Below are 26303 nucleotides of genomic sequence, written 5' to 3'. Positions count from 1 at the left end.
CCTCACGTAAGCTCGTACTGTGAAGGTTTTAGCAGCAATGAGTGGCGGGGTCGACTCCGCGGTGGCGGCCGCACGCGCGGTCGAAGCGGGGCACGACGTGGTGGGTGTGCATCTCGCTCTGTCACGCATGCCCGGCACCCTGCGAACCGGTGCTCGCGGCTGCTGCACCATCGAAGACTCGATGGACGCGCAGCGTGTCGCCAACAAGATCGGCATCCCCTACTACGTATGGGATTTCTCCGAGCGGTTCAAAGCCGACGTCGTCGACGACTTCGTGGCCGAATACACGGCCGGGCGCACCCCGAACCCGTGCATGCGCTGCAACGAGCGCATCAAGTTCGCCGCCCTCCTCGAGAAGGCGGTCGACCTGGGCTTCGACGCGGTCGCCACGGGCCACTACGCCAACATCGTCACCGACGCCGAGGGCAACCGCGAGCTGCACCGGGCCGCCACGTGGGCCAAAGACCAGAGCTACGTTCTGGGTGTGCTCACCAGCGAGCAGCTGGCGCACAGCATGTTCCCCCTGGGCGCGACGCCCTCCAAGGCCGAGGTGCGTGCAGAAGCCGCAGAACGCGGTTTCTCGGTGGCGTCGAAGCCCGACAGCCACGACATCTGCTTCATCCCCGACGGCGACACGAAGGGCTGGCTGGCCGAGCGCGTCGGTGCCGAGACCGGGCAGGTCGTCGAGCGCGACGGCAGCGTCGTGGGCAGCCACGACGGGGCCCACTCGTTCACCGTCGGCCAGCGCCGGGGTCTCCACCTCGGCATGCCAGCGCCCGACGGCAAGCCCCGATTCGTGCTCGAGGTTCGACCCGTGAGCAATCAGGTCGTCGTCGGCCCGAAAGAGGCGCTCGACATCTCCGAGATCGCCGGTGCCCGTTTCACCTGGGCCGGGCTCGCCCCCGAGAACCCGCAGATCGCCTTCGAGTGCGAGGTGCAGATCCGCGCCCACGCCGACCCGGTTCCTGCCACCGCCGTCGTGCGCGCGCTCGATGTGCCCGTTCCCGTCGAGGGCCAGCGACCGGCATCCGATCACGAACTGGTCATCACGCCGCACACGCCGCTCAACGGGGTCGCTCCCGGCCAGACGGCCGTCGTCTACATCGGCACTCGCGTGCTCGGCCAGTGCACCATCGACCGCACGGTCAGCGCGGTCCCCGCGGTGTCCGGCCCGGCAGGAGCCGTGGCCTGATGGCCGAGGTCCTGCCCGACGAGGTGACTCCCGACCTCGCAGAGGCCAAGGTCGAGGCCGACGAGCTCACGACGCGCATCCTCGAACTGCGCGACCAGTACTACGAGAAGAACGCGTCCACCGCCTCCGACGCCGAGTACGACGCCCTCGTCCGACGACTCGACGCCATCGAACGCGCGCACCCCGAACTGCAGAGCGCCGACAGTCCCACCCAGACGGTGGGCGGGCGCGCCGAGACCACGATGTTCACGCCGGTCACGCATGCGGAGCGCATGCTCAGCCTGGACAACGTCTTCAGCGAAGACGAGCTGCGCGAGTGGGCCGCCAAGATCGAACGCGACGCCGGGCGCAGTGCCGTGCGCTACCTGTCCGAGCTCAAGATCGACGGGCTCGCCATCAACCTGCGCTACGAGAACGGTGTTCTCGTCACGGCGGCCACCCGCGGCGACGGTGTGGTCGGAGAAGACGTCACCGACAACGTGCTTCAGATCAAGCAGATTCCGGCGCGATTGAAGGGCACCGGTCATCCGCCACTGGTCGAGGTGCGCGGCGAGATCTTCTTTCCCGTCGCATCGTTCGATGAGCTGAACGCCGCGCAGGAAGCAGCCGGGGAGCGCGTGTTCGCCAACCCGCGCAACGCGGCGGCCGGCTCCCTGCGCCAGAAGACCGAGGGCAAGAACGCCAAACAGCTCGCCCTCGTCGAGAACCGCCTGTCTCGCCTTCGCATGCTGGTGCATGGCATCGGTGCGTGGCCGAACCCTCCGGTCGCGGCGCAGAGCGAGGTCTACGGCCTGCTCGAGCAGTGGGGTCTTCCCATCTCGACCCACTTCAAGGTCTTCGACTCGGTCGACGACGTCGTCGAGTTCATCCGGTACAACGGCATCCATCGCGCGAGCGTCGAGCACCAGATCGACGGCATCGTCATCAAGGTCGACGACCTCGCCCTGCACGCCGAGCTCGGAGCCACGAGCCGCGCTCCGCGCTGGGCCACCGCCTACAAGTACCCGCCCGAAGAGGTCAACACCCGTCTGCTCGATATCGTCGTGAGCGTCGGGCGCACAGGCCGCGCCACGCCGTTCGCGGTCATGGAGAAGGTCGAGGTCGCCGGCTCCGAGGTGCGCCAGGCCACACTGCACAACCAGGACGTGGTCAAAGCCAAGGGTGTGCTCATCGGCGACATCGTGGTGCTGCGCAAGGCGGGCGATGTCATTCCCGAGGTGCTCGGTCCGGTGGTCGAGCTGCGCACGGGCGACGAGCGCGCATTCGTGATGCCCGAGAACTGCCCGGAGTGCGGCACGAAGCTCGCCCCGGCCAAGGAGGGCGATATCGACCTGCGCTGCCCGAACGCGCGCAGCTGCCCCGCCCAGGTGCGCGGCCGCGTCGAGCACGTGGGCTCCCGTGGCGGCCTCGACATCGAGGTACTGGGAGAGGTGTCGGCCGCGGCTCTCACCCAGCCCCTCGAGCCGTCCGATCCTCCGCTCGAGACAGAGGCGGGTCTCTTCGCCCTGCGCATGCAGGACATCTTCCCGATCACGGTGGTCGTGCGCGACAACGAGACGGGCATGGTCAAGCTCACCGACGACGGCGAACCCAAGCGGGTTCAGCCCTTCCAGCGCCGACGCCAGAAGCGCGACGGTCAGTTCGATCCTGACGCCGTCGACTTCGCCGGCGACGAATTCTCGGTGCCCTCGACGAACGCCGTCAAGCTTCTCGCCGAGATCGAGAAGGCCAAGACCAAGCCGCTGTGGCGCATGCTCGTGTCGCTGTCGATCCGACACGTCGGTCCGGTGGCCGCGCGCGCCCTCGCCGACTACTTCGGCTCGCTCGATGCGATCCGTGCGGCGAGCCGCGACGAGCTCGCGGCCGTCGACGGGGTCGGTCCGATCATCGCCGACGCCCTGATCGACTGGTTCTCCGTCGACTGGCACGTCGACATCGTCGATTCCTGGGCCGCCGCCGGCGTGCAGTTCGCGACCCCCGGGCATCCGGGCCCCGGCGCAGCCGTCGTCGAGGGCGGGGTGCTTTCGGGCGTCACCGTCGTGGCCACAGGATCGCTCGAGGGGTTCACCCGCGAGGGCGCGCTCGAGGCGATCATCAACGCGGGAGGCAAGGCCGCGTCGAGCGTGAGCAAGAAGACCGACTTCGTGGCCGCGGGTCCCGGTGCCGGCTCCAAGCTCACCAAGGCCGAGGCCCTCGGCCTGCGCATCATCGACGCCGAGCAGTTCGCCGTCCTCGTAACCGAGGGCCCGGATGCGCTGGGCCCGGCACCCGAGGCAGAGAACGGCGAGTAGCTCCTCCGGTAGAATCGGTGGGTTCGTCCGAACTCCCCCCGAATGAAGACACGGAGCAGCATGTCCGAAATCACGCAGGAGCAGGTCACCCACCTGGCCAGCCTCGCCCGCATCGCGCTGACACCCGAGGAGATCGTGTCGCTCACGAGCGAGCTCGGGTCGATCATGGACCACGTGGCCACGGTCACCGAGGTCGCGACGCCCGATGTTCCGGCCACGAGCCACCCGATCCCGCTGCAGAACGTGTTCAGAGACGACGTGGTGGGCCAGACCCTCACCGCCGAAGAGGCGCTGGCCGGGGCGCCCGACCACGACGGCTCGCGGTTCCGCGTCACCGCCATCCTGGGGGAGGAGCAGTAATGACGACCGATCTCACGAGGCTCACCGCCGACGCACTCGCCACCAAGCTCAGCACGGGCGAGGTCAGCTCGGTCGAGGCCACGCAGGCGCACCTCGACCGCATCGCCGCGGTCGACGGGTCCGTTCACGCCTTCCTGCACGTCGCATCCGACAGCGCCCTCGCCGAGGCGGCCGACATCGACCGCCGCCGCGCGGCCGGAGAAGAGCTGCACCCGCTCGCCGGCGTTCCCATCGCCATCAAAGACGTCATCGTCACCAAGGGCATGCCCACCACGAGCGGTTCCAAGATCCTCGAGGGCTGGGTTCCGCCCTACGACGCCACGGTCATGACCAAGCTGCGCGCCGCAGGACTCGTCTCCATCGGCAAGACCAACATGGACGAGTTCGCCATGGGCTCGTCGACGGAGCACTCCGCCTACGGCCCCACGCACAACCCGTGGGACCTCGAGCGCATCCCCGGAGGCTCCGGTGGTGGCTCCGCCGCCGCGGTCGCCGCCTTCGAGGCGCCGTTCGCCCTGGGCAGCGACACCGGCGGGTCCATCCGCCAGCCCGCGCACGTCACCGGCACGGTCGGCCTCAAGCCCACCTACGGCGGAGTCAGCCGCTACGGCGCCATCGCCCTCGCCTCCAGCCTCGACCAGATCGGTCCGGTGTCGCGCACGGTGCTCGACTCCGCACTGCTGCACGACGTGATCGGTGGGCACGACCCGCGCGACTCCACGTCGCTCACCGACGCCTGGCCGTCGTTCGCCGAGGCGGTTCGCAACGCCGACGTCGCAGGCCTGCGCATCGGTGTCATCACAGAGCTCCAGGGCGACGGGTTCCAGCCCGGCGTCATGGAGCGCTTCCGTGAGGCCCTCGCCCTGCTCGAGGGTGCCGGAGCGATCATCACCGAGGTCGGCCTGCCGAGCGTCGAGCACGCGATCGCCGCCTACTACCTGATCATGCCAGCCGAGGCCTCCAGCAACCTGGCCAAGTTCGACTCTGTTCGCTTCGGCCTGCGGGTCAACCCGAAGGGCGGCGGCACCGTCGAAGACGTGATGAGCGCCACCCGCGAGCAGGGGTTCGGCGCCGAGGCGAAGCGCCGCATCATTCTCGGCACCTACGCGCTCTCGGCCGGCTACTACGACGCCTACTACGGCAGCGCCCAGAAGGTGCGCACGCTCGTGCAGCGCGACTTCGCGGCCGCCTTCGCGAACGCCGACGTGCTCGTGTCACCCACGGCGCCCACCACGGCGTTCAAGCTGGGAGAGAAGACCGGAGACCCGCTGTCGATGTACCTCAACGACATCGCCACGATCCCGGCGAACCTCGCGGGCATCCCCGGAATCTCGGTGCCCGTGGGACTGGCCGCCGAAGACGGGCTGCCCGTCGGCATCCAGTTCTTGGCGCCGGCGCGCGAAGACGCCCGCCTGTACGGGGTGGCCGCGGCGCTCGAGGCGCTCCTCGAGCAGAAGTGGGGGCACACGCTCCTGAGCCAGGCGCCCGACCTGTCTCCCAGTGAAATGAACGCGACCGACGAGGGAGCCGTCTGATGGCGAAACTGATGGACTACGACCGCGCGCTCGAGCTCTTCGAGCCGGTGCTCGGCTTCGAGGTGCACATCGAGCTCAGCACCAAGACCAAGATGTTCTCCGACGCGCCGAACTACTTCGGCGGCGAGCCCAACACGAACATCACGCCCGTCGACCTCGGCCTGCCGGGGTCGCTTCCCGTGGTGAACGGCCAGGCGGTGCGCTACGCCATCAGCCTGGGCCTCGCGCTCGGCTGCTCGATCGCGCCCACGAGCCGCTTCGCGCGCAAGAACTACTTCTATCCCGACCTGGCGAAGAACTACCAGATCTCGCAGAGCGACGAGCCCATCGCATTCGCGGGCTCTGTCGAGGTCGAGCTGCCGAACGGCCGCCTGTTCACGGTGCCGATCGAGCGTGCGCACATGGAGGAGGACGCCGGCAAGCTCACCCACGTGGGCGGCGCGACCGGCCGCATCCAGGGTGCCGAGTACTCGCTCGTCGACTACAACCGTGCGGGTGTTCCCCTGGTCGAGATCGTCACCGACATCATCTACGGCGCCGAGGCCGATGCCCCGGAGCTCGCCAAGGCGTACGTGTCGACCATCCGCGACATCGTCGTGGGACTCGGCATCTCCGAGGCGCGCATGGAGCGCGGAAACCTGCGCTGCGATGCCAACATCTCGCTTCGCCGACGCACCCCCGAGGGGGAGCCGCCCGCGCCGCTCGGAACGCGCACCGAGACGAAGAACGTCAACTCCCTGCGCAGTGTCGAGCGGGCCATCCGTTACGAGATCCAGCGCCAGGCAGCCATCCTCGACGACGGCGGAACGATCACGCAGGAGACCCGCCACTGGCACGAGGACACGGGGCAGACCTCCGCCGGTCGTCCCAAGTCCGACGCCGACGACTACCGCTACTTCCCGGAGCCCGACCTGCTGCCCGTCGTTCCGTCGCCCGAGCTCATCGAAGAACTGCGCGCGGCCCTTCCCGAGGCCCCGGCCATCCGTCGCCGTCGATTGAAGGCCGAGTGGAACTTCACCGACCTCGAGTTCCAGGACCTCACCAACTCCGGCCTCGTGAACGAGGTCGTCGAGACCGTCGCGGCAGGTGCCGCCCCCGCGGCGGCCCGCAAGTGGTGGACGGGCGAGATCGCGCGCACCGCCAACGCGCAGGGCGTCGACGCGACCACACTCGTCACGCCGCTGCAGGTCGCTCAGCTCGTGGCGCTCGTCGACGCCGGCACCCTCACCGATCGCCTCGCGCGGCAGGTCCTCGAGGGCGTCATCGCCGGTGAGGGCACGCCCCAGCAGGTCGTGGATGCACGTGGCCTGGCCGTCGTGTCGGATGACGGCGCGCTGATCGCCGCCATCGACGAGGCGCTGCAGAGCCAGCCCGACGTCCTGGCCAAGATCCGTGACGGCAAGGTGCAGGCCGCGGGCGCAGTGATCGGTGCCGTGATGAAGGCGATGAAGGGTCAGGCCGACGCGGCGCGCGTTCGCGAACTCGTGCTCGAGAGGGCCACGGCGCTTCCCGAGTAGTCGAGGGTCGCGGAGGGGCCCCTCGACAGGCTCAGGGAACGGGCCTCCGTTCCTCGTAATCGTCGAGGGGCTTCCTAGAAGTCGATGCCCGTCAGGTCCTCCGACACGGTCCAGAGACGCGAGGCCACCCTCTCGTCGAGGGCTCGTCGGCTCTGCTTCGCCCGTCCGGGAGGGCCGGTGAGTCCGAACGCCCCCGTCGGTCCGACGTAGTCTCCGCCGGAGACGCTCGCCCACGTGGCCGCGAAGATCTCGGGTTCCGCGCCCTGCTCGGCCTCCTGCGAGAGGCCGGGCATGTTCATGAACCTCTCGACGAGCGCGCTCGCCGGTTTGTCGCGGCCGAGCTGCGGGCCCGCGCTCTGGAGGTTCGTGCGGCTCGACCCGGGATGGGCCGCCGCGCTGAGCAGACCCCAGCCGGCGCCGTCGCTGCGGCGCTGCAGTTCATGGGCGAAGAGCAGGTTCGCGAGCTTCGACTGGCCGTAGGCGAGCCAGGCGTTGTACTTCTTGTCGGCGTTGAGGTCGCCGAATCGGATGCGGCCGATCCAGTGCATCACGCTCGACAGAGTGACGACCCTCGGCGCATCCGCAGCCATGAGCGAGGGCAGGAGACGCGCCGTGAGGGCGAAGTGCCCCAGGTGGTTCGTGCCGAACTGCAGCTCGAAGCCGTCTTCGGTCGTGTGCTTCGTGGGCACGGCCATGACCCCGGCGTTGTTGATGAGCACATCGACGGGGAGCTGATCGGCGAGGATGCGATCGGAGAACGCCCGCACGCTCTCCAGCGAGGCGAGGTCGAGGCTCTCGAGCTGCAGCGACGCGTCGGGCACGCTCTGCCGGATGGCGTCGGCAGCGGCCTGGTTCTTCTCCTGGGTGCGGGCCGCCATGACCACATGGGCGCCGGCCGCCGAGAGGCGTCGAGCCGTCTCGAGACCGAGTCCGCTGTTGGCCCCCGTCACGATGACGCGCTTGCCGTACTGGTCGGGGATGGACAACTGGGGTGCGGCCGACATGAAGCTCCTCGCGCTCAGGCGGAGTCTCGGGTTCGCCGCCTAGGCGTTCAGGCTAATCCTCATTCATGAGTGTGCATAGAATTCGGGCTACGCGGAGAGCGGAAGCCTGTCGTCCCGCCCGGTCAGAGCCAGCAGCCGAGACTGCAGCGGCGCGTGCTCGGGAACGGGGACGGGGGAGCTGAACAGACCGGATGCCTCCAGCGTCTCCTTCTGCGGTTCGAAGACGGTCCAGACCGCGGCGATGAGCTGGTCGTCGAGTGTCTCGGAGGTGCGGGTGGCGCGCGCCAGGTCCCAGGTGTGGATCGTGACGTCGGACACCTGCTCGCGCAGGTACTCGGTGACCGTCACGGTGTCGTACGACAGCTGCACACGGGCATCCGGTGCCGCCGATCGCCAGGCGTCGGTTGCGGCCTTGGAGTACAGGGCCCACTCGGCCGCGAGGTCGCTCGACAGCGGGCGTTTGAGCGCCTGCGCCTGGCGCAGGCTGCGCCCCTCGAGCAGCAGGGGGACCCACTGCTGCTCCTCGATCACGTGGGTGACGAGCTGGCGGGTGTTCCAGTCGGTGTCGGGGGTGGGGGCGTTCCAGTCGGTCACCGCCTCGAGGCGCGTGGCGAACTCGGCGTGTGCGGTGTTCTGCAATGTCAGCCAGTCGATGGTCACGATGGGGCTCCTGTCGGCGATGCTCGTCATGGTTCTAGGTGTAAGTCCATCACGCTCGCGCGCATTCCGCCGATCGTCTCTTGGGTAGGCTCGCGGGGTGACCTTGACGACCAGAGACATCGACGCCACCGACCTGACCCCGCTGCTGGCCATGAACAACAGGGCCATCCCCGCGGTGAACCTGCTCGACGAGGCGGAGCTCCTCGACCTCGTGTCGATGGCGCACGCCGCCGTGATCGTGGTCGACGACGAGGCTCCCGAGGAACCGCTCGGCCTCGTCGTCACCCTGGCCGCCGGCAACGACTATGAGAGCGAGAACTACCGCTGGTTCGAGGAACGGGGCGGCGACTTCCTCTACGTCGACCGCATCGTCGTCGCCGAGGGCATGAGGGGTCGTGGCCTGGGGCAGCTGCTCTACGAGCGCGTCTTCGCCGAGGCAGAGCTCGCCGGCCTCACCGAGGTCACGTGCGAGGTCAACCTCGACCCGCCGAACCCGGGCTCGCTGGCGTTCCACGACCGCCTCGGCTTCGTTCAGCTGGGCGAGCAGGTCACAAAAGGCGGCTCGGTGACGGTCGCACTTCTCTCCGCGCCCGTCTTCCCCGCCTCATCGCTGCCCGAGCCCTCCTGATCGGATCGGGTCAGCCCTTGTCGGCCAGCAGCTGCTCCCGCACGGCGCGGCGCAGAACCTTGCCGATGAGCGACTTCGGGAGTTCGTCGATGACGACGATTCGCTTCGGCACCTTGTAGGCCGTGAGCTGGCCGCGGCACCAGTCGCGGAACTCCCTCTCGTCGAAGTCGGTCTTGGGCGCGAGCACGACGGCCGCGACCACGTCTTCCCCGCCACCACCGCTCGGCATGCCGACGACGGCGACGTCGGCGACTCCGGGATGCTGGCGCAGCGCGTCTTCGACCTCGGACGGCGCCACGTTGAATCCGCCCGTGATGATGAGTTCCTTGATGCGGTCGACGATGGTGACGAAGCCGTCGGCGTCCTGCGTGCAGATGTCTCCGGTGCGGAACCATCCGCCGTCGAGCAGCACCGCGTCGGTCTCGTCGGGCTTCTGCCAGTAGCCCTGGAACACCTGCGGCCCCCGGATCAGAAGCTCGCCCTCCTCGCCCGGCGCCCGGTCGACCGAGGTGTCCTCGGGATCGACGACCCGGATGTCCGTGCTGGGGAAGGGGACACCGACGGTGCCGGGCCGGCGGCTCGGACCGATGGGGTTGCCCAACGCCACCGGCGAGGTCTCCGTGAGTCCGTAGCCCTCGACGAGGTAGCCGCCCGTGGCCTTCTCCCAGAGCTCGACGGTCGAGACGGGCAGGTTCATGGCGCCGGAGATAGCGAAGCGGATTCCGGTGAGGTCGACCTTGCGCTTCTGTGCGCCCAGCGCGAGGCGCTCGTAGATGGGCGGAACGGCGGGCAGGAAGGTGGGCGGATGCGACTTCGCCGCGTCGAGCACGAGATCGACGTCGAACTTGGGCAGCAGCACGAGCCGGGCGCCGCTGTTCATCGCGAACGTGAGGCAGAGCGTGAGCCCGTAGGCGTGGAACATCGGAAGCACGGCGTAGATGACCTCTTTGCCCGCCACCATTCCCGGCACCCACGCGCGGCCCTGCAGGGCGTTGGCGTGCAGGTTGAAGTGTGTGAGTTTGGCACCTTTGGGCGTTCCGGTCGTGCCGCTCGTGTACTGGATGACGGCGAGATCGTCGACGGAGGGGCGGGGCACCGAGCGGCGCACGGGTCGGTGATTGACGAGCTTCTCCCACGGCATGCTGCGCTTCGAGTCGGCTGTGAGGGCCTTGCGGGCATCGCGGGCCTTGGGCACGGGCAGCCGCAGCGCCAGTCGCTTCGACAACGGCATCGCGCGGGTGATGTCGACCGCGACAACGGTGTCGAACGCCACATCGGCGGGCATCGAATGGATGCGATCGCCCACCTTGTCCCACACGATCGCGACCTTCGCGCCATGGTCTTCGAATTGGTGGCGCATCTCGCGGTCGGTGTAGAGCGGGTTGTGCTCGACGACGATCGCGCCGAGACGAAGGACGGCGTAGAAGGCGATGACGTGCTGCGGGCAGTTCGGCAGCACGAGGGCCACCCGGTCACCGGGGCCGACGCCGACGCGTCTCAGGCCCTCGGCGGCGCGTGCCACCAGCATGCCCAGTTCGGCATACGTCGTCGTCGAGCCGAAGAAGTCGAGGGCGACGTTGGACTTGTACGCACGCACCGAGGCGTCGAACATGTCGACCAGCGAGCCGGTGGGCAGTGCGATCGTCGCGGGCACGCCGTCTGCGTACTGGGAAACCCATGGCCGGTCGGTCTCGATGCTCATACGGTGCCCTTCGCGTTGTCGTCGAGACATTATGGCGCAGTCGTTTCGGCTTTCCATGGGCATCGATAGGCGTGAGCGGCCGTGCTAGCGTGCGAACGTGTCGAGAATCGTCGGGGTATCCGCCGCACTGCCCGCCCTCTCGTATGCCCAGACGGCGATCACCGACACGATCGCCCCGATGATCACCGCTGACCCCTCGAAGCAGGCGGTCCTGCGACGGCTGCACGAGGGAAGCCGGGTGGAGCGTCGCCACCTGGTGCTTCCCCTCGAGCGCTACCTCGAGGAGCAGACCTTCACCGAGACGAACGGCCTCTTCATCGAAGCGGCCACCGACCTGGCGGAGGAGGCGCTCGATGCGGCGCTGCTGCAGGCGGGCGTGCGCCCCGACGAGGTCGACTTCGTGCTGTTCACCTCGGTGACCGGTGTCTCGGCGCCGTCGATCGACGCTCTCCTCGTGCCGCGACTCGGGCTCCGACCCGACGTGAAGCGGGTGCCGATGTTCGGCCTGGGCTGCGTGGCCGGTGCCGCCGGCATCGCCCGGCTCGACGACTACCTGGCGGGCCATCCGACCGGCGTCGCCGTGCTCGTCTCCGTCGAGCTGTGCTCGCTCACGGTGCAGCGCGACGACGACTCGATGGCGAACCTCGTCGCATCCGGGCTCTTCGGCGACGGTGCGGCGGCCGTCGTGATGGTGGGCGCCGAGCGTGCGATCGCGCGCTCGGACGACGGATTCGATGTCGTCGGCTCGAGAAGCGCCCTCTACCCCGAAACCCGTCACGTGCTCGGCTTCAATCCGGGCGAGACGGGCTTCCGTATCGTGTTGACAGCCGGGGTCGCCGATGTGATCGACGAGCATTTCGGTGACGACATGACCCGGTTCCTCGCCGACCACGACGCGACGATCGACGACATCCCGCGCTGGATCGCGCATCCGGGCGGCCCGCGGGTGCTCGACGCGTTCAGCGACGCGCTCGACCTGCCGCCGGGCGCGCTCGCCGTGAGCTGGGATTCGCTCGCCCGTGTCGGCAACCTGTCGTCGGCATCCGTGCTTCACGTGCTGGCCGACAGCATCCGGGACGCGCCGCCGACGGGCGGAGAGTTGTGCGCGCTGTTCGCCCTCGGCCCGGGCGTGTGCGCCGAGCTGGTGCTTCTGCGCTGGTCGGGAGCGACGGAATGACCCTCTCCGTGGTGCTGTACACGATCCTGATCCTGCTGACCGGCGGCGAACGCATCGTCGAACTGGTGGTGTCGACTCGCAACGCGGCGTGGGCGTTCGCGCGCGGCGGCCTCGAGTTCGGTCGTCGCCACTTCGGGCCGATGGTGGCGCTGCACACGGGGCTGCTGCTCGCCTGCCTGCTCGAGACGGTCCTCGCCGACCGCCCCTTCATCCCATGGCTGGGCTGGCCCATGCTCGTGATCGCGCTCGCCAGCCAGGTGCTGCGCTGGTGGTGCATCGCGTCGCTCGGCCATCGCTGGAACACGCGGGTCATCGTGGTTCCCGGTCTGCCGCTCGTGCTGCGCGGACCGTATCGGTGGCTTCGGCACCCCAACTACATCGTCGTCATCGCCGAGGGCATCGCCCTGCCCCTGGTGCACAGCAACTGGGTGACCGCCCTCGTGTTCACCGTGCTCAACGCGGTGCTGCTGTTCGGGTTCCGCATTCCGGTCGAGGAGCGGGCGCTCGAGGCGGCGCTCGGCGAGAAGCCCGTCGCACCCCGATGAGCGCGATCGACGTCGATGTCGCCGTCGTGGGGGGAGGTCCCATCGGCCTCGCCGCCGCGATCGAGGCGCGGCTCGGCGGGCTGTCGGCCGTGGTCATCGAGCCGCGATCGTTTCCCATCGACAAGGCCTGCGGCGAAGGCTTGATGCCCGGGGCCGTCGCCGCCCTCGCGCGACTCGGCGTGCATCCTGAGGGAGCCGCGATCGCCGGCTTCCGCTACTCGAACGCGCGTACCCTCGTCGAGCACAGATTCACAGCCGACTCCGGACTCGGCGTGCGCCGCACGGCGCTGCACGGTGCGCTCTCCGAGCGGGCACACGAGCTGGGCGTGACGCGACGGGATGCCCGGGTCTCCGATCTGGTGCAGACCGCTGAGGGCGTGACGGTCGGCGACGTGCGGGCGTCGTGGCTGCTCGCCTGCGACGGGCTGCACTCCACGGTGCGACGGCTGGTCGGACTCGAACGGCCGGCGCCGGGCCGCGTCGACCGGCGCCGCTTCGGCCTGCGTCGGCACTACGCGGTCGAGCCGTGGACGGACCTCGTCGAGGTGCACTGGGTCGCGGATGCCGAGGCCTACGTCACGCCGCTGGCCGGCGGCCTCGTGGGTGTAGCGGTTCTCGGACGTCCGCGCACCGATTTCGACGAGGTGCTGGCGCAGCTGCCGGAGCTCTCCGACCGGCTGAGCCGATCTCGCCCGGTTGACAGCCTCCGCGGGGCAGGACCGCTCAGGCAGCGCACCGCCGCCCGCAGCGCCGGGCGAGTGCTGCTTCTGGGCGACGCCTCGGGCTACGTCGACGCTCTGACGGGAGAGGGCATCCGGGTGGGCCTGGCCCATGCGCGGGCCGCCATCGAGGCGATCGTCGGAGAGAGCCCGCGGCCCGCGGCGACCTACGACAGGGAGTGGGCGCGCGTCAGTCGGGACTTCCGTGTGATCACCTCGAGCCTGCTCGCCGCGGCGCAGTCTCCTCTCCGGCCTTTCATCGTGCCGGCCGCGCGGGCGATGCCCGCGCTCTTCGGTGCGGCGGTGGAGCGCCTCGCCCGGTGAGCCGACAGGGCGTGACCTCGAGCGGACGCGCTGCTACGGTCGAGACATGTCCCCGGAACGACTCGCCGCGCTGGTGCAGCTGCGTCGCGCGCGCGACCTGATCGACAGGGAATTCGCCCGGCCGCTCGACGTGCCGACGATGGCGAGGCACGCGCTGATGTCTCCCGCGCACTTCTCCCGCCAGTTCAAGGATGCGTACGGCGAGACCCCGTACGGCTACCTGATGACCCGGCGCATCGAGCGTGCCATGGCCCTGCTTCGGGCGGGAGTCTCGGTCACCGACGCCTGCATGGCGGTCGGCTGCACCTCGCTGGGCTCCTTCAGCTCCCGGTTCAGCCTGCTCGTCGGGGAGACGCCCAGCCAGTACCGCAGACGGGAGCACGAAGCCGTGCAGCTGATGCCGTCGTGCGTGGCCAGCGGGTACACGCGGCCGCGCACCGCCGACTCGGCTACCGCCGAATCGAGCAGGATTCGAGAAGCCGCGATGGCCCTCTCGGCCTAGCGTGGCATCCATGACCATCTCACTTCAGTACGCAGGAATCACCGTCACCGACGTCGACGAAGCGCTCGGGTTCTATCGCGACGCGCTCGGCTTCGAGGTGCAGAACGACGTCGCCAACGGAGGCTTCCGCTGGGTGACGCTCGGCAGTCCGGGCCAGCCCGACCTGTCGATCGTGCTCTCGGAGCCGCACGCCGGCCGCTCGCAGGCAGACGGCGACGCGCTGCAGGAGTTGCTCGTCAAGGGCGTGCTGCAGACGCTCGTGTTCCGCAGCGACGATCTCGACGCGAGCTTCGAGCAGGTCCGCGCATCCGGGGCCGAGGTGCTGCAGGAGCCTATCGAGCAGCCGTGGGGACCGCGCGACTGCGCGTTCCGCGACCCCTCGGGCAACACGGTGCGCATCTCCGAGGCGTAGGCGCGGCGAGGCGCGTCGTCAATGCCGGGCGGCCCACAGCCGGCCGCGCGCAGACTGGGGGAGTGAAACTCGTTCCCCCCGCCCTGCGCGATCGCATCCGCCTCGTCCTGAGCGGCTCCAGCGACGAGCCGCCCGAGTGGTCTGTGCGTCTCGACGAAGGCGACGACGGCGGATTCTTCGCGCCGGGCTCTGCCACCTGGAGTGTGCACGGGGGCATGTCGACGATCGTCGCGGGCATCCGTGCGCTGCTGATCCAGGCGCTGCACCCCGGGGCGATGGCCGGGGTGCACGACCACTCCCGGTACAAGGAGGATCCCCTCGGCCGCCTGGCGGGCACCATCCGCTGGATCTTCACCGTCAGCTACGGCGATACGCGAACGGCGATCGGCACCTCGAACTGGGTACTGAAGATGCACGAGCGCGTCGTCGGCAGCTATCTCGATGCGCGGGGCGTGTCCCGCCCCTACGCGGCCAACGACCCGAAGCTCCTGCGCTGGGTGCACCTCGCGTTCACCGACTCGTTCCTCGCCACGGCCAAACTCTACGGAAAGCCGATTCCGGGTGGGCCCGACGCGTACGTGCGCGAGTGGGCGATCGCGGGCGAGCTGATGGGCGTGCAGGACCCGCCGCGCTCGGAGGCCGAACTCGCGGCCCAATTGCGGGGCTACCTCGATGCCGGCGACCTCGTCTTCACCGACCGCGTCGCCGAGGCCGTGTCGTTCATCCGCCGGCCCCCGATCGGCCGCTCGCTGATGCCCGGCTACGCCCTGCTGTTCGCGGGCGCCGTCGCATCCATCCCGGAGCCGTATCGCGGCATGCTCCGGCTGCGCATTCCGTCGCTCGGGCCCATCCGGATGCCGGTCGCAGCCGTGACCCGGCTCACGCTGCGGGTGATCGCGGGCACGTTGGAGAAAGATCCGCCGAGCGAGCTCGCCGCTCGCCGCAGGCTCGCCCGGCTGGGCATCGACGGCCCCGCGATCACCCGCCGGTAGCGCGGATCACGCGGGGCCCATCGATCAGACGGGGCGCGTCTCGGGCGAGACCGTGTGCTTCGCGTCGCGCACCACGACGGAGCCCAGGGCCTCGTCGATGCGCGCGAGGATTCCTTCGTCGAGGGTCACTCCGGCGGCCTTGACGTTCGACTCCACCTGCTCGGGGCGCGACGCTCCCATCAGGGCGGATGCGACGTTCGGGTTCTGCAGGACCCACGCGATCGCGAGCTGGGCCATGGTGAGCCCGAGGTCGTGGGCGATGGGCTGCAGCAGCTGCACGCGGGTCAGCACGTCGTCGTTGAGGAAGCGCTTGACCATGTCGGCCCCGCCCTTCTCATCGGTGGCCCGGCTGCCCGGGGGCAGCTCCGCGCCGGGCTTGTACTTGCCCGTGAGCACGCCCTGGGCCACCGGCGACCAGACGATCTGCGACAGTCCGAGCTCCTCCGAGACGGGCACGACCTTATCTTCGATGACTCGCCAGAGCATCGAGTACTGGGGCTGGTTCGAGATGAGCTGGAAGCCGAGCTCCTTCGAGAGGGCGTGGCCCGCGCGGATCTGCTCCGCGTTCCACTCGCTGACGCCGATGTAGAGCGCCTTGCCCTGGCGCACGATGTCGGCGAAGGCCTGCATCGTCTCCTCGAGCGGTGTCTCCACGTCGTAGCGGTGTGCCTGGTAGAGGTCGACGTAATCGGTCTTCAACCGGCGGAGCGAGCCGTCGATCGACTCCATGATGTGCTTGCGCGACAGGCCCACGTCGTTGGGGCCTTTGGGACCGGTCGGCCAGTAGACCTTGGTGAAGATCTCGAGCGATTCGCGGCGCTGGTGCTTGAGCGCCTTGCCGAGCACCTTCTCCGCGGCCGTGTTCGCGTAGGCGTCGGCCGTGTCGAACGTGGTGATGCCGGCGGTCAACGCGGCTTCGACGCACTGCGCAGCGATGTCGTTCTCGACCTGCGATCCGTGGGTCAGCCAGTTTCCGTACGTGATTTCCGAGACTTTGAGCCCGGACTTGCCGAGGTACCTGAATTCCATGTCCATCACGCTACTCCTCGCACTGAACGGCGGCTGGGGGTAGCGTGGGAGGCCTCCGATACGACAGGACCTCATGACCGCCACGCTCGAGATGATGAATCATCTGCTCGGTCTGGCCGTCGCGCTGTCGTTCGGCACGGGCACGCTCGACACGGCGGCCGTCGTCGGCGTCGTGGCCCTCGGCTCTCTCGCCGTCGCGTTGTGCACGCAGTACCTGGTGAGCCTGATCGGCCGCTCCGGCGTCTCGCTCATCGAGCAGACGGGTTTCGACCTCGCCGCCTTGCGCGTGCTGGTCGTGCAGAGCGATCCCAACGCGGCGGGCCGGCCGCGCACCAGGGCCCCGGCGCGCTCCATCCCGGTCGCCGCCTAGCCCTTCGGCCGGCGACCACACGTCATCCATCTTCCGCCCATGACGTTGGGATCTCTCTGCCATGAATCCGTACACCCTCGGCCCCGTCGCGGCCGTCCTCGACGCCGCATACGCGGTCGTCCAGCACCTCGCCCATCTGCTCGAACCCCTCTTTCCCGTTGCCGCCGCCGGCGCAGCCATCGTCGTCATCACCCTGCTCGTCCGCAGTGCACTCATCCCCGTGGGAGTCTCCCAGGCGCGGGCTGAGGTCGATCGGCGACGGCTCGCACCGCTCGTCTCCCAGCTCCGCCAGAAGCACGCGAAGAATCCCGAACGCATGCAACGCGAGCTGATGGCCCTGTATGCGGCCGAGAAGACATCGCCGTTCGCCGGCTTCCTGCCGCTGCTGATCCAGCTGCCCATCGTGTCGCTCGTCTACGGGCTCTTCACCCAGCTGCACGTGAACGGGCACTCGAACGGCCTGCTCGAGCAGACCGTCTTCGGCGTGCCACTCGGCACGAGCCTGCTGTCCGTCTTCGGTTCGGGCCTCGGCCTGCAGCATGCGATCGTGTTCGGCGTACTGCTGGCGACGATCGCGATCGTGGCCACCCTGTCGCGGCGCTATCTCGCTCCGCTGCCCCCCGTGTCGCTGCCGGGCACCCCGGCGGCGCCCGCCGCCGCGACCGTGCCGGGTGCCGAGTCGCTCACGCGCATCCTGAGTTACCTGCCCTACATCACCGTGCTCTTCGCGGCCTTCGTGCCGCTGGCGGCCACGATCTACCTCGCGCTGACCACGGTCTGGAGCTTCGTGGAGCGACTGATCCTGCGACGCCGGATGACAGGATGAGAGCAACAAGGAGGTCGCCATGACGACGTACGTGGCGCTCGTGCGCGGCATCAACGTGGGTACGAGCACGCTGGTGCCGATGCCCGACTTCCAGCGCGTGCTGGAGCAGGCGGGGTTCACGGGTGTGAAGACGCTGCTGCGCAGCGGCAATGCCGTCTTCGACTCGGCGACGTCGCTCTCGGCGGCCGACGTCGTCGACCTCGAGACGCGCTTCGCAGAGGTCACCGGAGTGTCGGCGCGCTTCGTCGTGCTCGAGGGGAGCGAGTTCGTGGACGTCGTGCGGGAGAACCCGCTCGTCGATGTCTCCGACGATCCCTCGCGCCTGATGATCTCGTTCCTGCCCGATGCGGCGCCGCGCGAGTCGACCCTCGTCTTTCCCGACGCCGACGCCCTGCTGCCCGAGATCATCCGCCTCGGCAGCAGGGCCGTCTACGCGTGGTGCCCGAATGGAGTGTCGAAGTCGGCGATCCCATCGGGCTTCTGGAAGCAGTTCGGTCCGGCCGCGACGACGCGCAATGCGAACACCGCGAACAAGCTGGTGTCACTGGTGCTGCCTAGACTCGAAGAATGATCGTGCAGGGTGGAGCAGACGACTCGACCGCCACCATGCTGCACATCGATATGGACGCGTTCTTCGCGTCGGTCGAGCTGCTCGATCATCCCGAACTGCGGGGCCAGCCGGTCATCATCGGCCACGCGGGCGGTCGCGGCGTCGTCACCAGCGCCACCTACGAGGCTCGGCGTCTCGGCGTGCACTCGGCCATGCCGGTCTCGGTGGCCATGCGACTCGCGCCGAGAGCGCACATCCTCGCCCCGCACATGCACCTGTACAAGCACTATTCGGCCGAGGTGATGCGCATCTTCCGAGACGTCACGCCCCTCGTCGAGCCGCTCAGCATCGACGAGGCCTTCCTCGACGTCTCCGGTGCGCGGCGGCTTCTCGGCGGTCCCAGCACCATCGGGGCGCTTGTGCGCGCGCGGGTGTTCGACGAGACAGGGCTCACCTGCTCGGTCGGAGCGTCGTCGACGAAGTTCGTCGCGAAGATGGCGTCGCAGCGAGCAAAGCCCGACGGCATGCTCGTCGTTCCCGAGTCCGAGATCCTGAACTTTCTGCACCCGCTTCCCATCAAGGCGCTCTGGGGCGTGGGGGCGAGCACCGAGGCCGCGCTGGCACGCATCGGCATCAAGACGGTGCGCGAACTCGCCGAGATGCCGCTTGCCGTACTCACTCGTGCGGTCGGAGAGGCGTCAGGCCAGAAACTGCATGCCCTGGCGTCGGGCATAGACCCGCGAGGCATCGTACTCGAGCGCCAGGAGAAGAGCATCGGGCACGAGAACACCTTCGAGTTCGACGTGGGCGACCATCGGGTGCTCCATCGCGAACTGCTCAAGCAGGCCAACCAGGTGGCCGTGAGGTTGCGCAGGGCCGGCCTCGAGGGTCGTACCGTGGCACTCAAACTGCGATTCAGCGACTTCACCACCATCACGCGCTCGCGCACACTCGCCGAGCCGAGCGACCTCGGCAAGCAGATCTACGACGAGGCCAAGGCCATCTTCGACGCGCTCGACCTGCGCGACGACCAGCGCGTGCGGCTCATCGGCGTGCGGGTCGAGCAGCTCGCCGAAGCCGGTTCGATCGTGCATCAGCCGTCGCTCTGGGCCGACGAGGCCGAATCGCAGGCCGACGGATGGCGCGACGCCGAGCGCACCATCGACAAGCTGGCCGCGCGCTTCGGCTCAGGCGCAGTCGGTCCTGCGTCGCTTCTGCGCAAGAAGAACCCCGGGCCTGCGCCGCAGTAGAGGAACTGCGCGTCTCGGCTGCGTTGGTCGAGTAGCGAGGGACGAGCGTATCGAGACCACCGCGGGTGACCTAGGTACGCCGGCTCGTTCCTCGCGGGGCTACTCAATCAGCGCGTGGCGTCGTCGCATATCTGAGGAGCCCTCCTCCGTGGCGCACAGAGGATGCTGCACGGTGCTGAGATGTCGCAGATGGCGGCTTCCTGCGGAGAAAACTCACCATGTGCGACATCTCAGTGCATCGGCGCTCGGGTTGTTGATGGTGAGGTGTCGCAGATTGCCGGTGCCGCAGCCGACACGTCGCCATCTGCGACATCTCACCGGTGTGAGCCGGCTGCTCGACCAGCGCGGGTCGTCAGGTGCCGGGGCGGTAGACCGTCACGGAGTGGCCGGCGACGCGGGCGGAGTCGCCCCGCGGGCTCGACTCGAGGAGGACGTCGCTCGACGACAGCAGGCTGCTCGGAGCCTCCAGCGGCTCGGCAGAGAAGTTCACCAGCACCGCCACGTCGCCGCGGGTCAGTTCCAACCACCGCTCGTCTTCGGAGAAGTCGACCGACAGCGTCGGCCAGCGCGGGTCGGTGAAGGCGGGAACCGTGCGGCGCAGTGTCGTCAGAGCGCTGTAGAACTCGAGCAGGCGCGCGTGCGCGGATCCCTCCGAGACGGGTTCGCTCCAGTCGAGCTTCGAGTCGGTGAAGGTCGACAGATCCTGCGGGTTCGGAACCTGCGACTCGTCCCAGCCCATGCGCTCGAACTCCGCGATGCGGCCCTCCGCCGTGGCCTTGCCCAGCTCGGGCTCTGGGTGCGAGGTGAAGAACTGGAAGGGCGTGGATGCTCCCCACTCCTCGCCCATGAACAGCATCGGCGTGTACGGGCCGAGAAGGGTCAGTGCCGCCGCGATCGCGAGCTGTCCTTCGTCGAGGGATGCGGTCAGACGATCTCCGATCGCCCGGTTGCCGATCTGGTCGTGGTTCTGGTTGGCCACGACGAGACGCCAGGTGAGGACGTTCGCCGTGTCGATGCGCTTTCCGTGGTGGCGACCGCGGAAGCTCGACCAGGTGCCGTTGTGGAAGAAGCCGGAGGTGAGTGCCTTGGCGAGGGCGCTCAGGGGCTCGAAGTCGGCGTAGTAGCCCGAGACCTCGCGGGTGAGCGCCACGTGCACGGAGTGGTGGAAATCGTCGCTCCACTGGCCGGTCAATCCGTAGCCGTTGTGATCGCGAGGGGTGAACATGACCGGGTCGTTGAGGTCGGACTCCGCGATGAGGCTGAGCGGCCGTCCGACGAACGCCGACCAGGCATCCGTCTCGGCGGCGAGCTCACTGAGCAGGTGACGCGAGCTCTCGTCGTGCAGGGCGTGCACGGCGTCGAGGCGCAGCCCGTCGACGTGGTACTCCTCGAACCACATGCGGGCGTTGTCGAGAATGAACCGGCGCACCTCGGTCGAGCCGTGGCCGTCGAGGTTGATCGCCTTGCCCCACGTCGTTCCCGCGGCCTCGTGCTCGTAGGGTCCGTACACTCCGAGGTAGTTGCCGCTCGGGCCCAGGTGGTTGTAGACCACGTCCTGGATCACGGCGAGGCCGCGCAGGTGACACGCGTCGACGAACCGGCGGTAGGCATCCGGGCCGCCGTAGGTCTCCTGGATCGCGAACCAGAGCACGCCGTCGTAGCCCCAGTTGTGTGTGCCGTTGAAGGCGTTGACCGGCATGACCTCGACGAAGTCGATGCCGAGCTCGACCAGGTGATCGAGGCGATCGATGGCGGAGTCGAGCGTGCCGTCGGGCGTGAAGGTGCCGATGTGCAGCTCGTAGATCGCGCCGCCCGCGAGCTGCCGCCCCGCCCAGTCGTCGTTCCAGACATGGTTCGCGGGATCGACGGTTCGGGACAGGCCGTGCACTCCGTCGGGCTGCCGGCGGGAGCGGGGATCGGGGAGCGGGCCCACGGTCTCGCCGTTCGCGTCGTCGACGAGGTAGCCGTAGTCGACCTCGCCCTGCGGCGTCGAGGTGCCGGCTGTCCACCAGTCGCCGTCGGCGCGGGTCATCTCGATCGTCTGGCCGTCGGCGACCAGGCGCATGCGGGCGGCTTTCGGTGCCCAGACGTCGAAGGGGTGTCGGACGGTCATTCGGAGAGATCCTCTCGGACGGCGGCAAGGAGTGCGACAGGAAGGTCGGAGAGCAGTTCTGACAGCGAGACCGGGCCGGCATCGATCTGCCGCCCCGTGAGCACATCGACGCTGTCGCGATCGATGGTGATCTGGGTGGAGCCCCAGCCGTCGGCCTGAGCGAGCGACCAGGGCAGGCGAGTCGCGATCGTGATCGCGCCACCCCTGTCGAAGGCGATGACGTGACTGGCGGCGTCGCCGTGCGCCTCGACGGGCGCGTACCCCGTGAAGAGCTCCGGATGCTCGTGCCGCAGCCGAAGCGCGCGCGAGGTGACGAGCAGCTTGGCTGCGCCGGTCTCGTCGACGCTCGGCAGCTCTCCCGTGTCGAGGATCTCGAGAAGACGGCGCCTCTCGTCGAAGTCGACGGGTCGGCGGTTGTCGGGGTCGACCAGGGAGTTGTCCCACAGCTCCGTGCCCTGGTAGACGTCGGGCACCCCCACCATGGTGAGTTGCAGCAGCTTGGCGGCGAGCGAGTTCGACCAGCCCGCGGGCCGGATGCGCGTGGCCAGCGAGTCGATGAGCTCGTGAGTGCGCGGGTCGTCGTAGGCCGCGTCGACCGCCGCGTGCATCGCCTTCTCGAACTCCTCGTCGGGGGCGTTCCAGGTGGTGGACGCTCCGGCCTCGCGGGACGCCTTCTCGGCGTAGGCGTGAAGCCGCTCGCGCTCGATCGGCCAGGCTCCGACGGCCGTCTGCCACAGGAGCGAGTCGAAGGTCTCGTCTCCGATGGGCGCCGACTCGCGCAGATTCGCGAGCGTCTCGAGCCAGGTGTGCGGCAGCTCGCTCAGCACGTCGATGCGGGCGCGCACGTCTTCGCCGCGCTTGGTGTCGTGGGTGGAGAGGGTGGTCATGGTTCGGGGGAGCGAGGCCATGCGCTGCCACTGGCGGGCGTGGAACTCCGCGGGCTCGATGGCGAACTCGGCCGGCTCGCCGCCGACCTCGTTGAGCGAGACGAGCCTGTTCCAGCGGTAGAACGCCGTGTCCTCGACACCCTTGGCCATGACCATGCCCGAGGTCTGCTGGAAGCGGATGGCCGCCGCGTTGCTCGGGTGCGAGAGTGCTGCGGTCACGACCTCGAGCTCTGCCGCGAGGTCGGGACGGGCAGCGAGAGCATCGCGGTGGGCCTCCTCGAGCTTTTCGATGCCGGACGGCAGGTAGGAGCGATAGACGGGGAAGCAGGTCAGCAGCTCGGCGATCGCATCGGCGATGGCGGGGGAGCCCCGCCACGTCGATCCGTCGAGCGCGTCCTCGCGGTCGAGGTCGCGCTGGATTCGCAGCACCTCCGAGCGCAGGATGCCGTCGGCGATCGCGCGCTTCGTGTCGTGGATGAGCGACGTCCAGCTGTCGTGCGCGCTCTCGTCGTCGCCCAGGCCCAGCGCGACGTTCAGGAACGGCTCGCCCGAGGCATCCACGAGCACGCGATCGATGTCGCCCAGCGCGTCGTAGCCGGTGGTGCCGGCCGTCTTCCACGAGACCGGCAGCTTCTCGCGCCCCTCGAGGATCTTCTCGACCAGCACGTAGGCGCCGCCCGTGAGCTCGGCGAGGTGCTCGAGGTAGTCCTCCGGATCGGCGAGACCGTCGGGATGGTCGACCCGCAGACCGTCGGCGAGTCCGTCGGCGAACCAGCGCCCGATCTCGGCGTGCGACTCCTGGAACACCCAGGGCACCTCGACCTTGACGCCGGCGAGCGTCGTGACGGCGAAGAACCGCCGGTAGTTCAGCTCGGAATCGGCGCGCCGCCAGTTCATGAGCTCGTAGTGCTGGCGCGAGTGCACCGTGATCGCGTCGGCGCCGTCGTCGGCCGTGCCGGGTGCGACGGGGAAGCGGTTGTCGTAGTAGTGCAGCTCGCGCGTTCCGTCTGGTGCGGTCGCGAGCTCGAGGGCGTCGAGCGAGTCGTCGCCGAGCATGGGCAGCCGCACCTTGCCGTGACCGAACTCCCAGTCCACGTCGAAGGCCTCGGCGTAGCGCGAGTCGCGCCCGTGCGTCAGCAGATCCCACCACCACACGCTCAGGGGCGGAGTCGCCACGCCGACGTGATTCGGCACGATGTCGACGAGCACGCCGATGCCGCGGGAGTGCGCGGCCTCGGCGAGCCGCTCCAGCCCCTCGGCTCCGCCCCGCTCCGGGTCGACCCGGGAGTGGTCGATCACGTCGTAGCCGTGGTTGCTTCCCGGCTCCGCCTCGAGGATCGGCGACAGGTAGACCCAGTCCGCTCCGAGGTCTGCGAGGTAGTCGATCAGCTCGGAGGCCGCGTCGAGCGTGAACGACGACGAGATCTGGAGTCGGTAGGTGGAGAGGGGTTCGCGCATGGTTCCTCGCTAGCCGTTGGACGGCTTGGTCAGGGGGATGGTGTCGATGGTGCCGGTCATGGCGGTGAGGGATGCGGCCACCGAATGGTCGGCCTCGGTCACAGCTTCCTGGTGGGCGCGGAGCACGACGAGCGATTTCGCCAGCACCTTGACCTTCTCATTCGCGCTGCGGAGTGGTCCGTCCGCAGCCTGGCCGGCCGAGTCGATGACCACGTCCCACGACTGCGAGTATTCGCCGGGAGGAAGAACGAAGTCAACGTCTTGCGGTTCGGCGTTGAAATAGACAAGGAAGTTCACGTCGGTGATGCGCTGACCGCGCTGGTCGCGCCCGCGGATGCCCTGCCCGTTGAGGAAGACGCCCACCGAACGGCTCAGCGGAGCGTCCCATTCCTCGGGTTCCATCTCCCTGGCATCCGAGTTGAGCCACACGATGTCGGGCAGCGGCTCGCCCTTGCCTCGCCTGACGGGGCGGCCGTCGAAGAACCGGCTGCGGCGGAACGTGGGGTGCTCCTTGCGCAGCCGCGAGACGGCCGCGGTGAACTCGTTGAGCGGCACATCGGCGTGATCCCAGTGGATCCAGCTGATCTCCGAGTCCTGGGCGTAGGTGTTGTTGTTGCCCTGCTGGGTGCGTCCGATCTCGTCGCCGTGCAGCAGCATCGGCACGCCCTGCGAGAGCAGCAGGGTGGCCAGGAAGTTGCGCTGCTGGCGCGCGCGCAGCTCGAGGATCACCGGGTCGTTCGTGGGGCCTTCGACGCCGGAGTTCCAGGAGCGGTTGTGCGATTCGCCGTCGTTGTTGTTCTCGCCGTTGGCCTCGTTGTGCTTCTCGTTGTACGACACGAGGTCGCGGATCGTGAAGCCGTCGTGCGCCGTGACGAAGTTGATGGATGCGACGGGCCGGCGACCCGAGTGCTCGTACAGGTCCGCAGACCCCGTGAAACGCGAGGCGAACTCGCCGAGGCTCGCGGGTTCTCCGCGCCAGAAATCGCGCACCGTGTCGCGGTACTTGCCGTTCCATTCCGTCCACTGGGCGGGGAAGTTGCCGACCTGGTATCCGCCGGGGCCGACATCCCACGGCTCGGCGATGAGCTTGACCTGCGAGATCACCGGGTCCTGCTGCACGAGCTCGAAGAACGTCGAGAGCTTGTCGACGTCGTAGAACTCGCGGGCCAGGGCCGAGGCGAGGTCGAAGCGGAAGCCGTCGACATGCATCTCGGTGGCCCAGTAGCGCAGCGAGTCCATGATGAGCTGCAGGGAGTGCGGGTGGCGCACGTTCAACGTGTTGCCGGTGCCCGTGTAGTCCATGTAGTAACGCTTGTCGTCGTCCATGAGCCGGTAGTAGGCCGCGTTGTCGATGCCTCGGAACGAGATGGTCGGACCGAGGTGGTTGCCCTCCGCCGTGTGGTTGTAGACCACGTCGAGGATCACTTCGATGCCCGCCGCGTGAAGCGACTTGACCATGCCCTTGAACTCCTGCACCTGCTGTCCGCGCTCACCCGCTGAGGAGTAGCTCGACTGCGGCGCGAAGAAGCCGATCGTGTTGTAGCCCCAGTAGTTCGACAGGCCCTTCTCGAGCAGCGTGCTGTCCTGAACGAACTGGTGCACCGGCATCAGCTCGATGGCCGTGACGCCGAGCTTCTTGAGGTGCTCGATGACGGCCGGATGCGCGACGCCCGCGTAGGTTCCGCGCTGCTCGCGGGGCACGTCGGGATTCAGCTGGGTGAGGCCCTTCACGTGGGCCTCGTAGATGACGGTCTCGTTGTAGGGGATGTCGAGGACGCGGTCGCCGGACCAGTCGAAGAAGGGGTTGATGACGACGCCGGTCATCATGTGCTTGGCCGAGTCGTCGTCGTTGCGGGAGTCGGGGTCGCCGAAGTTGTAGGAGAAGAGCGACTGATCCCAGTCGATCGTTCCGCTGGTGGCCTTGGCGTAGGGGTCGAGCAGCAGCTTGTTCGGGTTGAACCGGCAGCCGTTCTCGGGGTCGTATGGGCCGTAGACGCGATAGCCGTAGCGCTGTCCCGGCTGCACCTGGGGCAGATAGCAGTGCCACACGTAGGCGTCGACCTCGGTGAGTTCGATGCGCGTCTCCGCGCCCTTCTCGCCGAAGAGGCAGAGCACGACGCGCTCGGCGGCCTCGCTGAAGATCGCGAAGTTGGTGCCGCTCCCGTCGAAGGTCGCGCCGAGCGGGTAGGCCGATCCGGGCCAGCTTTCCATGGAGTTCTCCTGAGACGTGAATAGGGCGTGATGAGTCGGGTCGAGCGGG

23 protein-coding genes are annotated in these 26303 nt (G+C 68.7%); 16 read left to right on the top strand and 7 right to left on the bottom strand.

What is annotated here, in order from left to right; all coding sequences use genetic code 11:
- Nucleotides 1-19: 19 nt before the first annotated feature.
- The 5 genes from mnmA to gatB are packed head-to-tail and all read left to right on the top strand — an operon-like array spanning nucleotide 20 to nucleotide 6895.
- Complete coding sequence (gene mnmA / locus QCD70_RS08460; protein ID WP_301215044.1) at nucleotides 20-1192, top strand: tRNA 2-thiouridine(34) synthase MnmA; 1173 nt, start codon at nucleotides 20-22, stop codon at nucleotides 1190-1192.
- Nucleotides 1192-3483 (top strand): NAD-dependent DNA ligase LigA, encoded by a 2292-nt coding sequence (ligA, locus tag QCD70_RS08455; protein WP_301215042.1) that lies wholly within the window; start codon nucleotides 1192-1194, stop codon nucleotides 3481-3483. The genes mnmA and ligA overlap by 1 nt, the downstream gene beginning before the upstream one ends.
- 60 nt (nucleotides 3484-3543) lie before the next feature.
- On the top strand, nucleotides 3544-3843 hold the full coding sequence (gene gatC / locus QCD70_RS08450; protein ID WP_055931632.1) for an Asp-tRNA(Asn)/Glu-tRNA(Gln) amidotransferase subunit GatC: 300 nt from the start codon (nucleotides 3544-3546) through the stop codon (nucleotides 3841-3843).
- Nucleotides 3843-5378 carry an Asp-tRNA(Asn)/Glu-tRNA(Gln) amidotransferase subunit GatA gene (gatA, locus tag QCD70_RS08445; protein WP_301215039.1) on the top strand — a complete coding sequence of 512 codons (1536 nt, stop codon included), beginning with the start codon at nucleotides 3843-3845 and terminating at the stop codon, nucleotides 5376-5378. Before gatC ends, gatA begins: the two co-directional genes overlap by 1 nt.
- Nucleotides 5378-6895 (top strand): Asp-tRNA(Asn)/Glu-tRNA(Gln) amidotransferase subunit GatB, encoded by a 1518-nt coding sequence (gene gatB, locus QCD70_RS08440; protein WP_301215037.1) that lies wholly within the window; start codon nucleotides 5378-5380, stop codon nucleotides 6893-6895. Before gatA ends, gatB begins: the two co-directional genes overlap by 1 nt.
- Nucleotides 6896-6969: 74 nt before the next feature.
- On the opposite strand, the gene QCD70_RS08435 is transcribed toward gatB, so the two are convergent.
- Together QCD70_RS08435 and QCD70_RS08430 are read right to left on the bottom strand one after the other, a co-directional pair.
- On the bottom strand, nucleotides 6970-7899 hold the full coding sequence (locus QCD70_RS08435; protein ID WP_301215036.1) for an SDR family oxidoreductase: 930 nt from the start codon (nucleotides 7897-7899) through the stop codon (nucleotides 6970-6972).
- Nucleotides 7900-7986: 87 nt separating this feature from the next.
- Complete coding sequence (locus QCD70_RS08430; protein WP_301215033.1) at nucleotides 7987-8589, bottom strand: TIGR03086 family metal-binding protein; 603 nt, start codon at nucleotides 8587-8589, stop codon at nucleotides 7987-7989.
- A gap of 67 nt (nucleotides 8590-8656) precedes the next feature.
- Here QCD70_RS08430 and QCD70_RS08425 point away from each other — a divergent pair, with 67 nt between their 5' ends.
- Nucleotides 8657-9187 (top strand): GNAT family N-acetyltransferase, encoded by a 531-nt coding sequence (locus tag QCD70_RS08425; RefSeq protein WP_055931645.1) that lies wholly within the window; start codon nucleotides 8657-8659, stop codon nucleotides 9185-9187.
- A gap of 10 nt (nucleotides 9188-9197) precedes the next feature.
- Here the strand turns inward: QCD70_RS08425 and QCD70_RS08420 are convergent, their stop codons facing one another.
- Complete coding sequence (locus QCD70_RS08420; protein WP_301215029.1) at nucleotides 9198-10889, bottom strand: long-chain-fatty-acid--CoA ligase; 1692 nt, start codon at nucleotides 10887-10889, stop codon at nucleotides 9198-9200.
- A gap of 97 nt (nucleotides 10890-10986) precedes the next feature.
- Between QCD70_RS08420 and QCD70_RS08415 the strand changes: the two genes are divergently transcribed.
- The 6 genes from QCD70_RS08415 to QCD70_RS08390 all read left to right on the top strand — a co-directional run bounded on the left by QCD70_RS08415 (nucleotide 10987) and on the right by QCD70_RS08390 (nucleotide 15560).
- Complete coding sequence (locus tag QCD70_RS08415; RefSeq protein WP_301215027.1) at nucleotides 10987-12066, top strand: type III polyketide synthase; 1080 nt, start codon at nucleotides 10987-10989, stop codon at nucleotides 12064-12066.
- Complete coding sequence (locus QCD70_RS08410; protein ID WP_301215025.1) at nucleotides 12063-12611, top strand: isoprenylcysteine carboxyl methyltransferase family protein; 549 nt, start codon at nucleotides 12063-12065, stop codon at nucleotides 12609-12611. The genes QCD70_RS08415 and QCD70_RS08410 overlap by 4 nt, the downstream gene beginning before the upstream one ends.
- The gene (locus tag QCD70_RS08405) at nucleotides 12608-13654 is read left to right on the top strand and encodes an NAD(P)/FAD-dependent oxidoreductase (RefSeq protein ID WP_301215023.1); all 1047 of its coding nucleotides are present in this window, start codon (nucleotides 12608-12610) and stop codon (nucleotides 13652-13654) included. The genes QCD70_RS08410 and QCD70_RS08405 overlap by 4 nt, the downstream gene beginning before the upstream one ends.
- A 46-nt stretch (nucleotides 13655-13700) precedes the next feature.
- Complete coding sequence (locus QCD70_RS08400) at nucleotides 13701-14156, top strand: helix-turn-helix transcriptional regulator (RefSeq protein ID WP_301215021.1); 456 nt, start codon at nucleotides 13701-13703, stop codon at nucleotides 14154-14156.
- A gap of 10 nt (nucleotides 14157-14166) precedes the next feature.
- Nucleotides 14167-14568, top strand: a complete 402-nt coding sequence (locus QCD70_RS08395; protein ID WP_301215019.1) for a VOC family protein — start codon at nucleotides 14167-14169, stop codon at nucleotides 14566-14568.
- Nucleotides 14569-14630: 62 nt separating this feature from the next.
- Nucleotides 14631-15560: an oxygenase MpaB family protein gene (locus QCD70_RS08390; RefSeq protein ID WP_301215017.1), complete on the top strand. Its 930-nt coding sequence runs from the start codon at nucleotides 14631-14633 to the stop codon at nucleotides 15558-15560.
- A gap of 24 nt (nucleotides 15561-15584) precedes the next feature.
- On the opposite strand, the gene QCD70_RS08385 is transcribed toward QCD70_RS08390, so the two are convergent.
- The gene (locus tag QCD70_RS08385) at nucleotides 15585-16589 is read right to left on the bottom strand and encodes an aldo/keto reductase family protein (protein WP_301215015.1); all 1005 of its coding nucleotides are present in this window, start codon (nucleotides 16587-16589) and stop codon (nucleotides 15585-15587) included.
- A 73-nt stretch (nucleotides 16590-16662) separates the two neighbouring features.
- Between QCD70_RS08385 and QCD70_RS08380 the strand changes: the two genes are divergently transcribed.
- The 4 genes from QCD70_RS08380 to dinB all read left to right on the top strand — a co-directional run bounded on the left by QCD70_RS08380 (nucleotide 16663) and on the right by dinB (nucleotide 19585).
- A complete protein-coding gene (locus QCD70_RS08380) occupies nucleotides 16663-16959 on the top strand; it encodes a DUF6412 domain-containing protein (protein ID WP_055931655.1) in 297 nt (98 codons plus the stop codon).
- Nucleotides 16960-17020: 61 nt separating this feature from the next.
- Nucleotides 17021-17785, top strand: coding sequence for a YidC/Oxa1 family membrane protein insertase (locus QCD70_RS08375; protein WP_301215012.1), 765 nt, complete (start codon nucleotides 17021-17023; stop codon nucleotides 17783-17785).
- Nucleotides 17786-17804: 19 nt separating this feature from the next.
- Nucleotides 17805-18356 carry a DUF1697 domain-containing protein gene (locus QCD70_RS08370; RefSeq protein WP_301215010.1) on the top strand — a complete coding sequence of 184 codons (552 nt, stop codon included), beginning with the start codon at nucleotides 17805-17807 and terminating at the stop codon, nucleotides 18354-18356.
- Entirely contained in the window at nucleotides 18353-19585 is a 1233-nt protein-coding gene (gene dinB, locus QCD70_RS08365; RefSeq protein ID WP_301215008.1) for a DNA polymerase IV, read from the top strand. Before QCD70_RS08370 ends, dinB begins: the two co-directional genes overlap by 4 nt.
- 352 nt (nucleotides 19586-19937) lie before the next feature.
- Here dinB and treZ read toward each other — a convergent pair whose 3' ends face one another.
- From treZ to glgX, 3 genes are read right to left on the bottom strand one after another with little or no spacing between them, the layout of a single operon-like run.
- Nucleotides 19938-21698 carry a malto-oligosyltrehalose trehalohydrolase gene (treZ, locus tag QCD70_RS08360; RefSeq protein WP_301215006.1) on the bottom strand — a complete coding sequence of 587 codons (1761 nt, stop codon included), beginning with the start codon at nucleotides 21696-21698 and terminating at the stop codon, nucleotides 19938-19940.
- Entirely contained in the window at nucleotides 21695-24043 is a 2349-nt protein-coding gene (gene treY / locus QCD70_RS08355) for a malto-oligosyltrehalose synthase (RefSeq protein WP_301215004.1), read from the bottom strand. Before treY ends, treZ begins: the two co-directional genes overlap by 4 nt.
- A gap of 9 nt (nucleotides 24044-24052) precedes the next feature.
- Nucleotides 24053-26254 (bottom strand): glycogen debranching protein GlgX, encoded by a 2202-nt coding sequence (glgX, locus tag QCD70_RS08350; RefSeq protein WP_301215002.1) that lies wholly within the window; start codon nucleotides 26252-26254, stop codon nucleotides 24053-24055.
- Between the last annotated feature and the right edge of the window lie 49 nt (nucleotides 26255-26303).

It is taken from the genome of Agreia sp. PsM10, from assembly GCF_030433855.1.
In the GTDB taxonomy this organism is placed as follows: domain Bacteria; phylum Actinomycetota; class Actinomycetes; order Actinomycetales; family Microbacteriaceae; genus Agreia.
Note: the sequence above shows the minus strand (reverse complement) of the source record. Positions and strands in the feature narration are given on the sequence as shown.

Excerpts from the sequence above, each read along its gene's own strand:
- ligA (WP_301215042.1), top strand. The coding sequence starts at position 1,192 with ATGGCCGAGGTCCTGCCCGACGAGGTGACTCCCGACCTCGCAGAGGCC.
- treY (WP_301215004.1), bottom strand. The coding sequence starts at position 24,043 with ATGCGCGAACCCCTCTCCACCTACCGACTCCAGATCTCGTCGTCGTTC.
- QCD70_RS08370 (WP_301215010.1), top strand. The coding sequence starts at position 17,805 with ATGACGACGTACGTGGCGCTCGTGCGCGGCATCAACGTGGGTACGAGC.
- QCD70_RS08385 (WP_301215015.1), bottom strand. The coding sequence starts at position 16,589 with ATGGAATTCAGGTACCTCGGCAAGTCCGGGCTCAAAGTCTCGGAAATC.
- QCD70_RS08405 (WP_301215023.1), top strand. The coding sequence starts at position 12,608 with ATGAGCGCGATCGACGTCGATGTCGCCGTCGTGGGGGGAGGTCCCATC.
- gatA (WP_301215039.1), top strand. The coding sequence starts at position 3,843 with ATGACGACCGATCTCACGAGGCTCACCGCCGACGCACTCGCCACCAAG.
- QCD70_RS08375 (WP_301215012.1), top strand. The coding sequence starts at position 17,021 with ATGAATCCGTACACCCTCGGCCCCGTCGCGGCCGTCCTCGACGCCGCA.
- QCD70_RS08430 (WP_301215033.1), bottom strand. The coding sequence starts at position 8,589 with ATGACGAGCATCGCCGACAGGAGCCCCATCGTGACCATCGACTGGCTG.
- QCD70_RS08380 (WP_055931655.1), top strand. The coding sequence starts at position 16,663 with ATGACCGCCACGCTCGAGATGATGAATCATCTGCTCGGTCTGGCCGTC.
- QCD70_RS08435 (WP_301215036.1), bottom strand. The coding sequence starts at position 7,899 with ATGTCGGCCGCACCCCAGTTGTCCATCCCCGACCAGTACGGCAAGCGC.
- QCD70_RS08420 (WP_301215029.1), bottom strand. The coding sequence starts at position 10,889 with ATGAGCATCGAGACCGACCGGCCATGGGTTTCCCAGTACGCAGACGGC.
- QCD70_RS08400 (WP_301215021.1), top strand. The coding sequence starts at position 13,701 with ATGTCCCCGGAACGACTCGCCGCGCTGGTGCAGCTGCGTCGCGCGCGC.
- gatC (WP_055931632.1), top strand. The coding sequence starts at position 3,544 with ATGTCCGAAATCACGCAGGAGCAGGTCACCCACCTGGCCAGCCTCGCC.
- glgX (WP_301215002.1), bottom strand. The coding sequence starts at position 26,254 with ATGGAAAGCTGGCCCGGATCGGCCTACCCGCTCGGCGCGACCTTCGAC.
- QCD70_RS08395 (WP_301215019.1), top strand. The coding sequence starts at position 14,167 with ATGACCATCTCACTTCAGTACGCAGGAATCACCGTCACCGACGTCGAC.
- QCD70_RS08410 (WP_301215025.1), top strand. The coding sequence starts at position 12,063 with ATGACCCTCTCCGTGGTGCTGTACACGATCCTGATCCTGCTGACCGGC.
- treZ (WP_301215006.1), bottom strand. The coding sequence starts at position 21,698 with ATGACCGTCCGACACCCCTTCGACGTCTGGGCACCGAAAGCCGCCCGC.
- dinB (WP_301215008.1), top strand. The coding sequence starts at position 18,353 with ATGATCGTGCAGGGTGGAGCAGACGACTCGACCGCCACCATGCTGCAC.
- gatB (WP_301215037.1), top strand. The coding sequence starts at position 5,378 with ATGGCGAAACTGATGGACTACGACCGCGCGCTCGAGCTCTTCGAGCCG.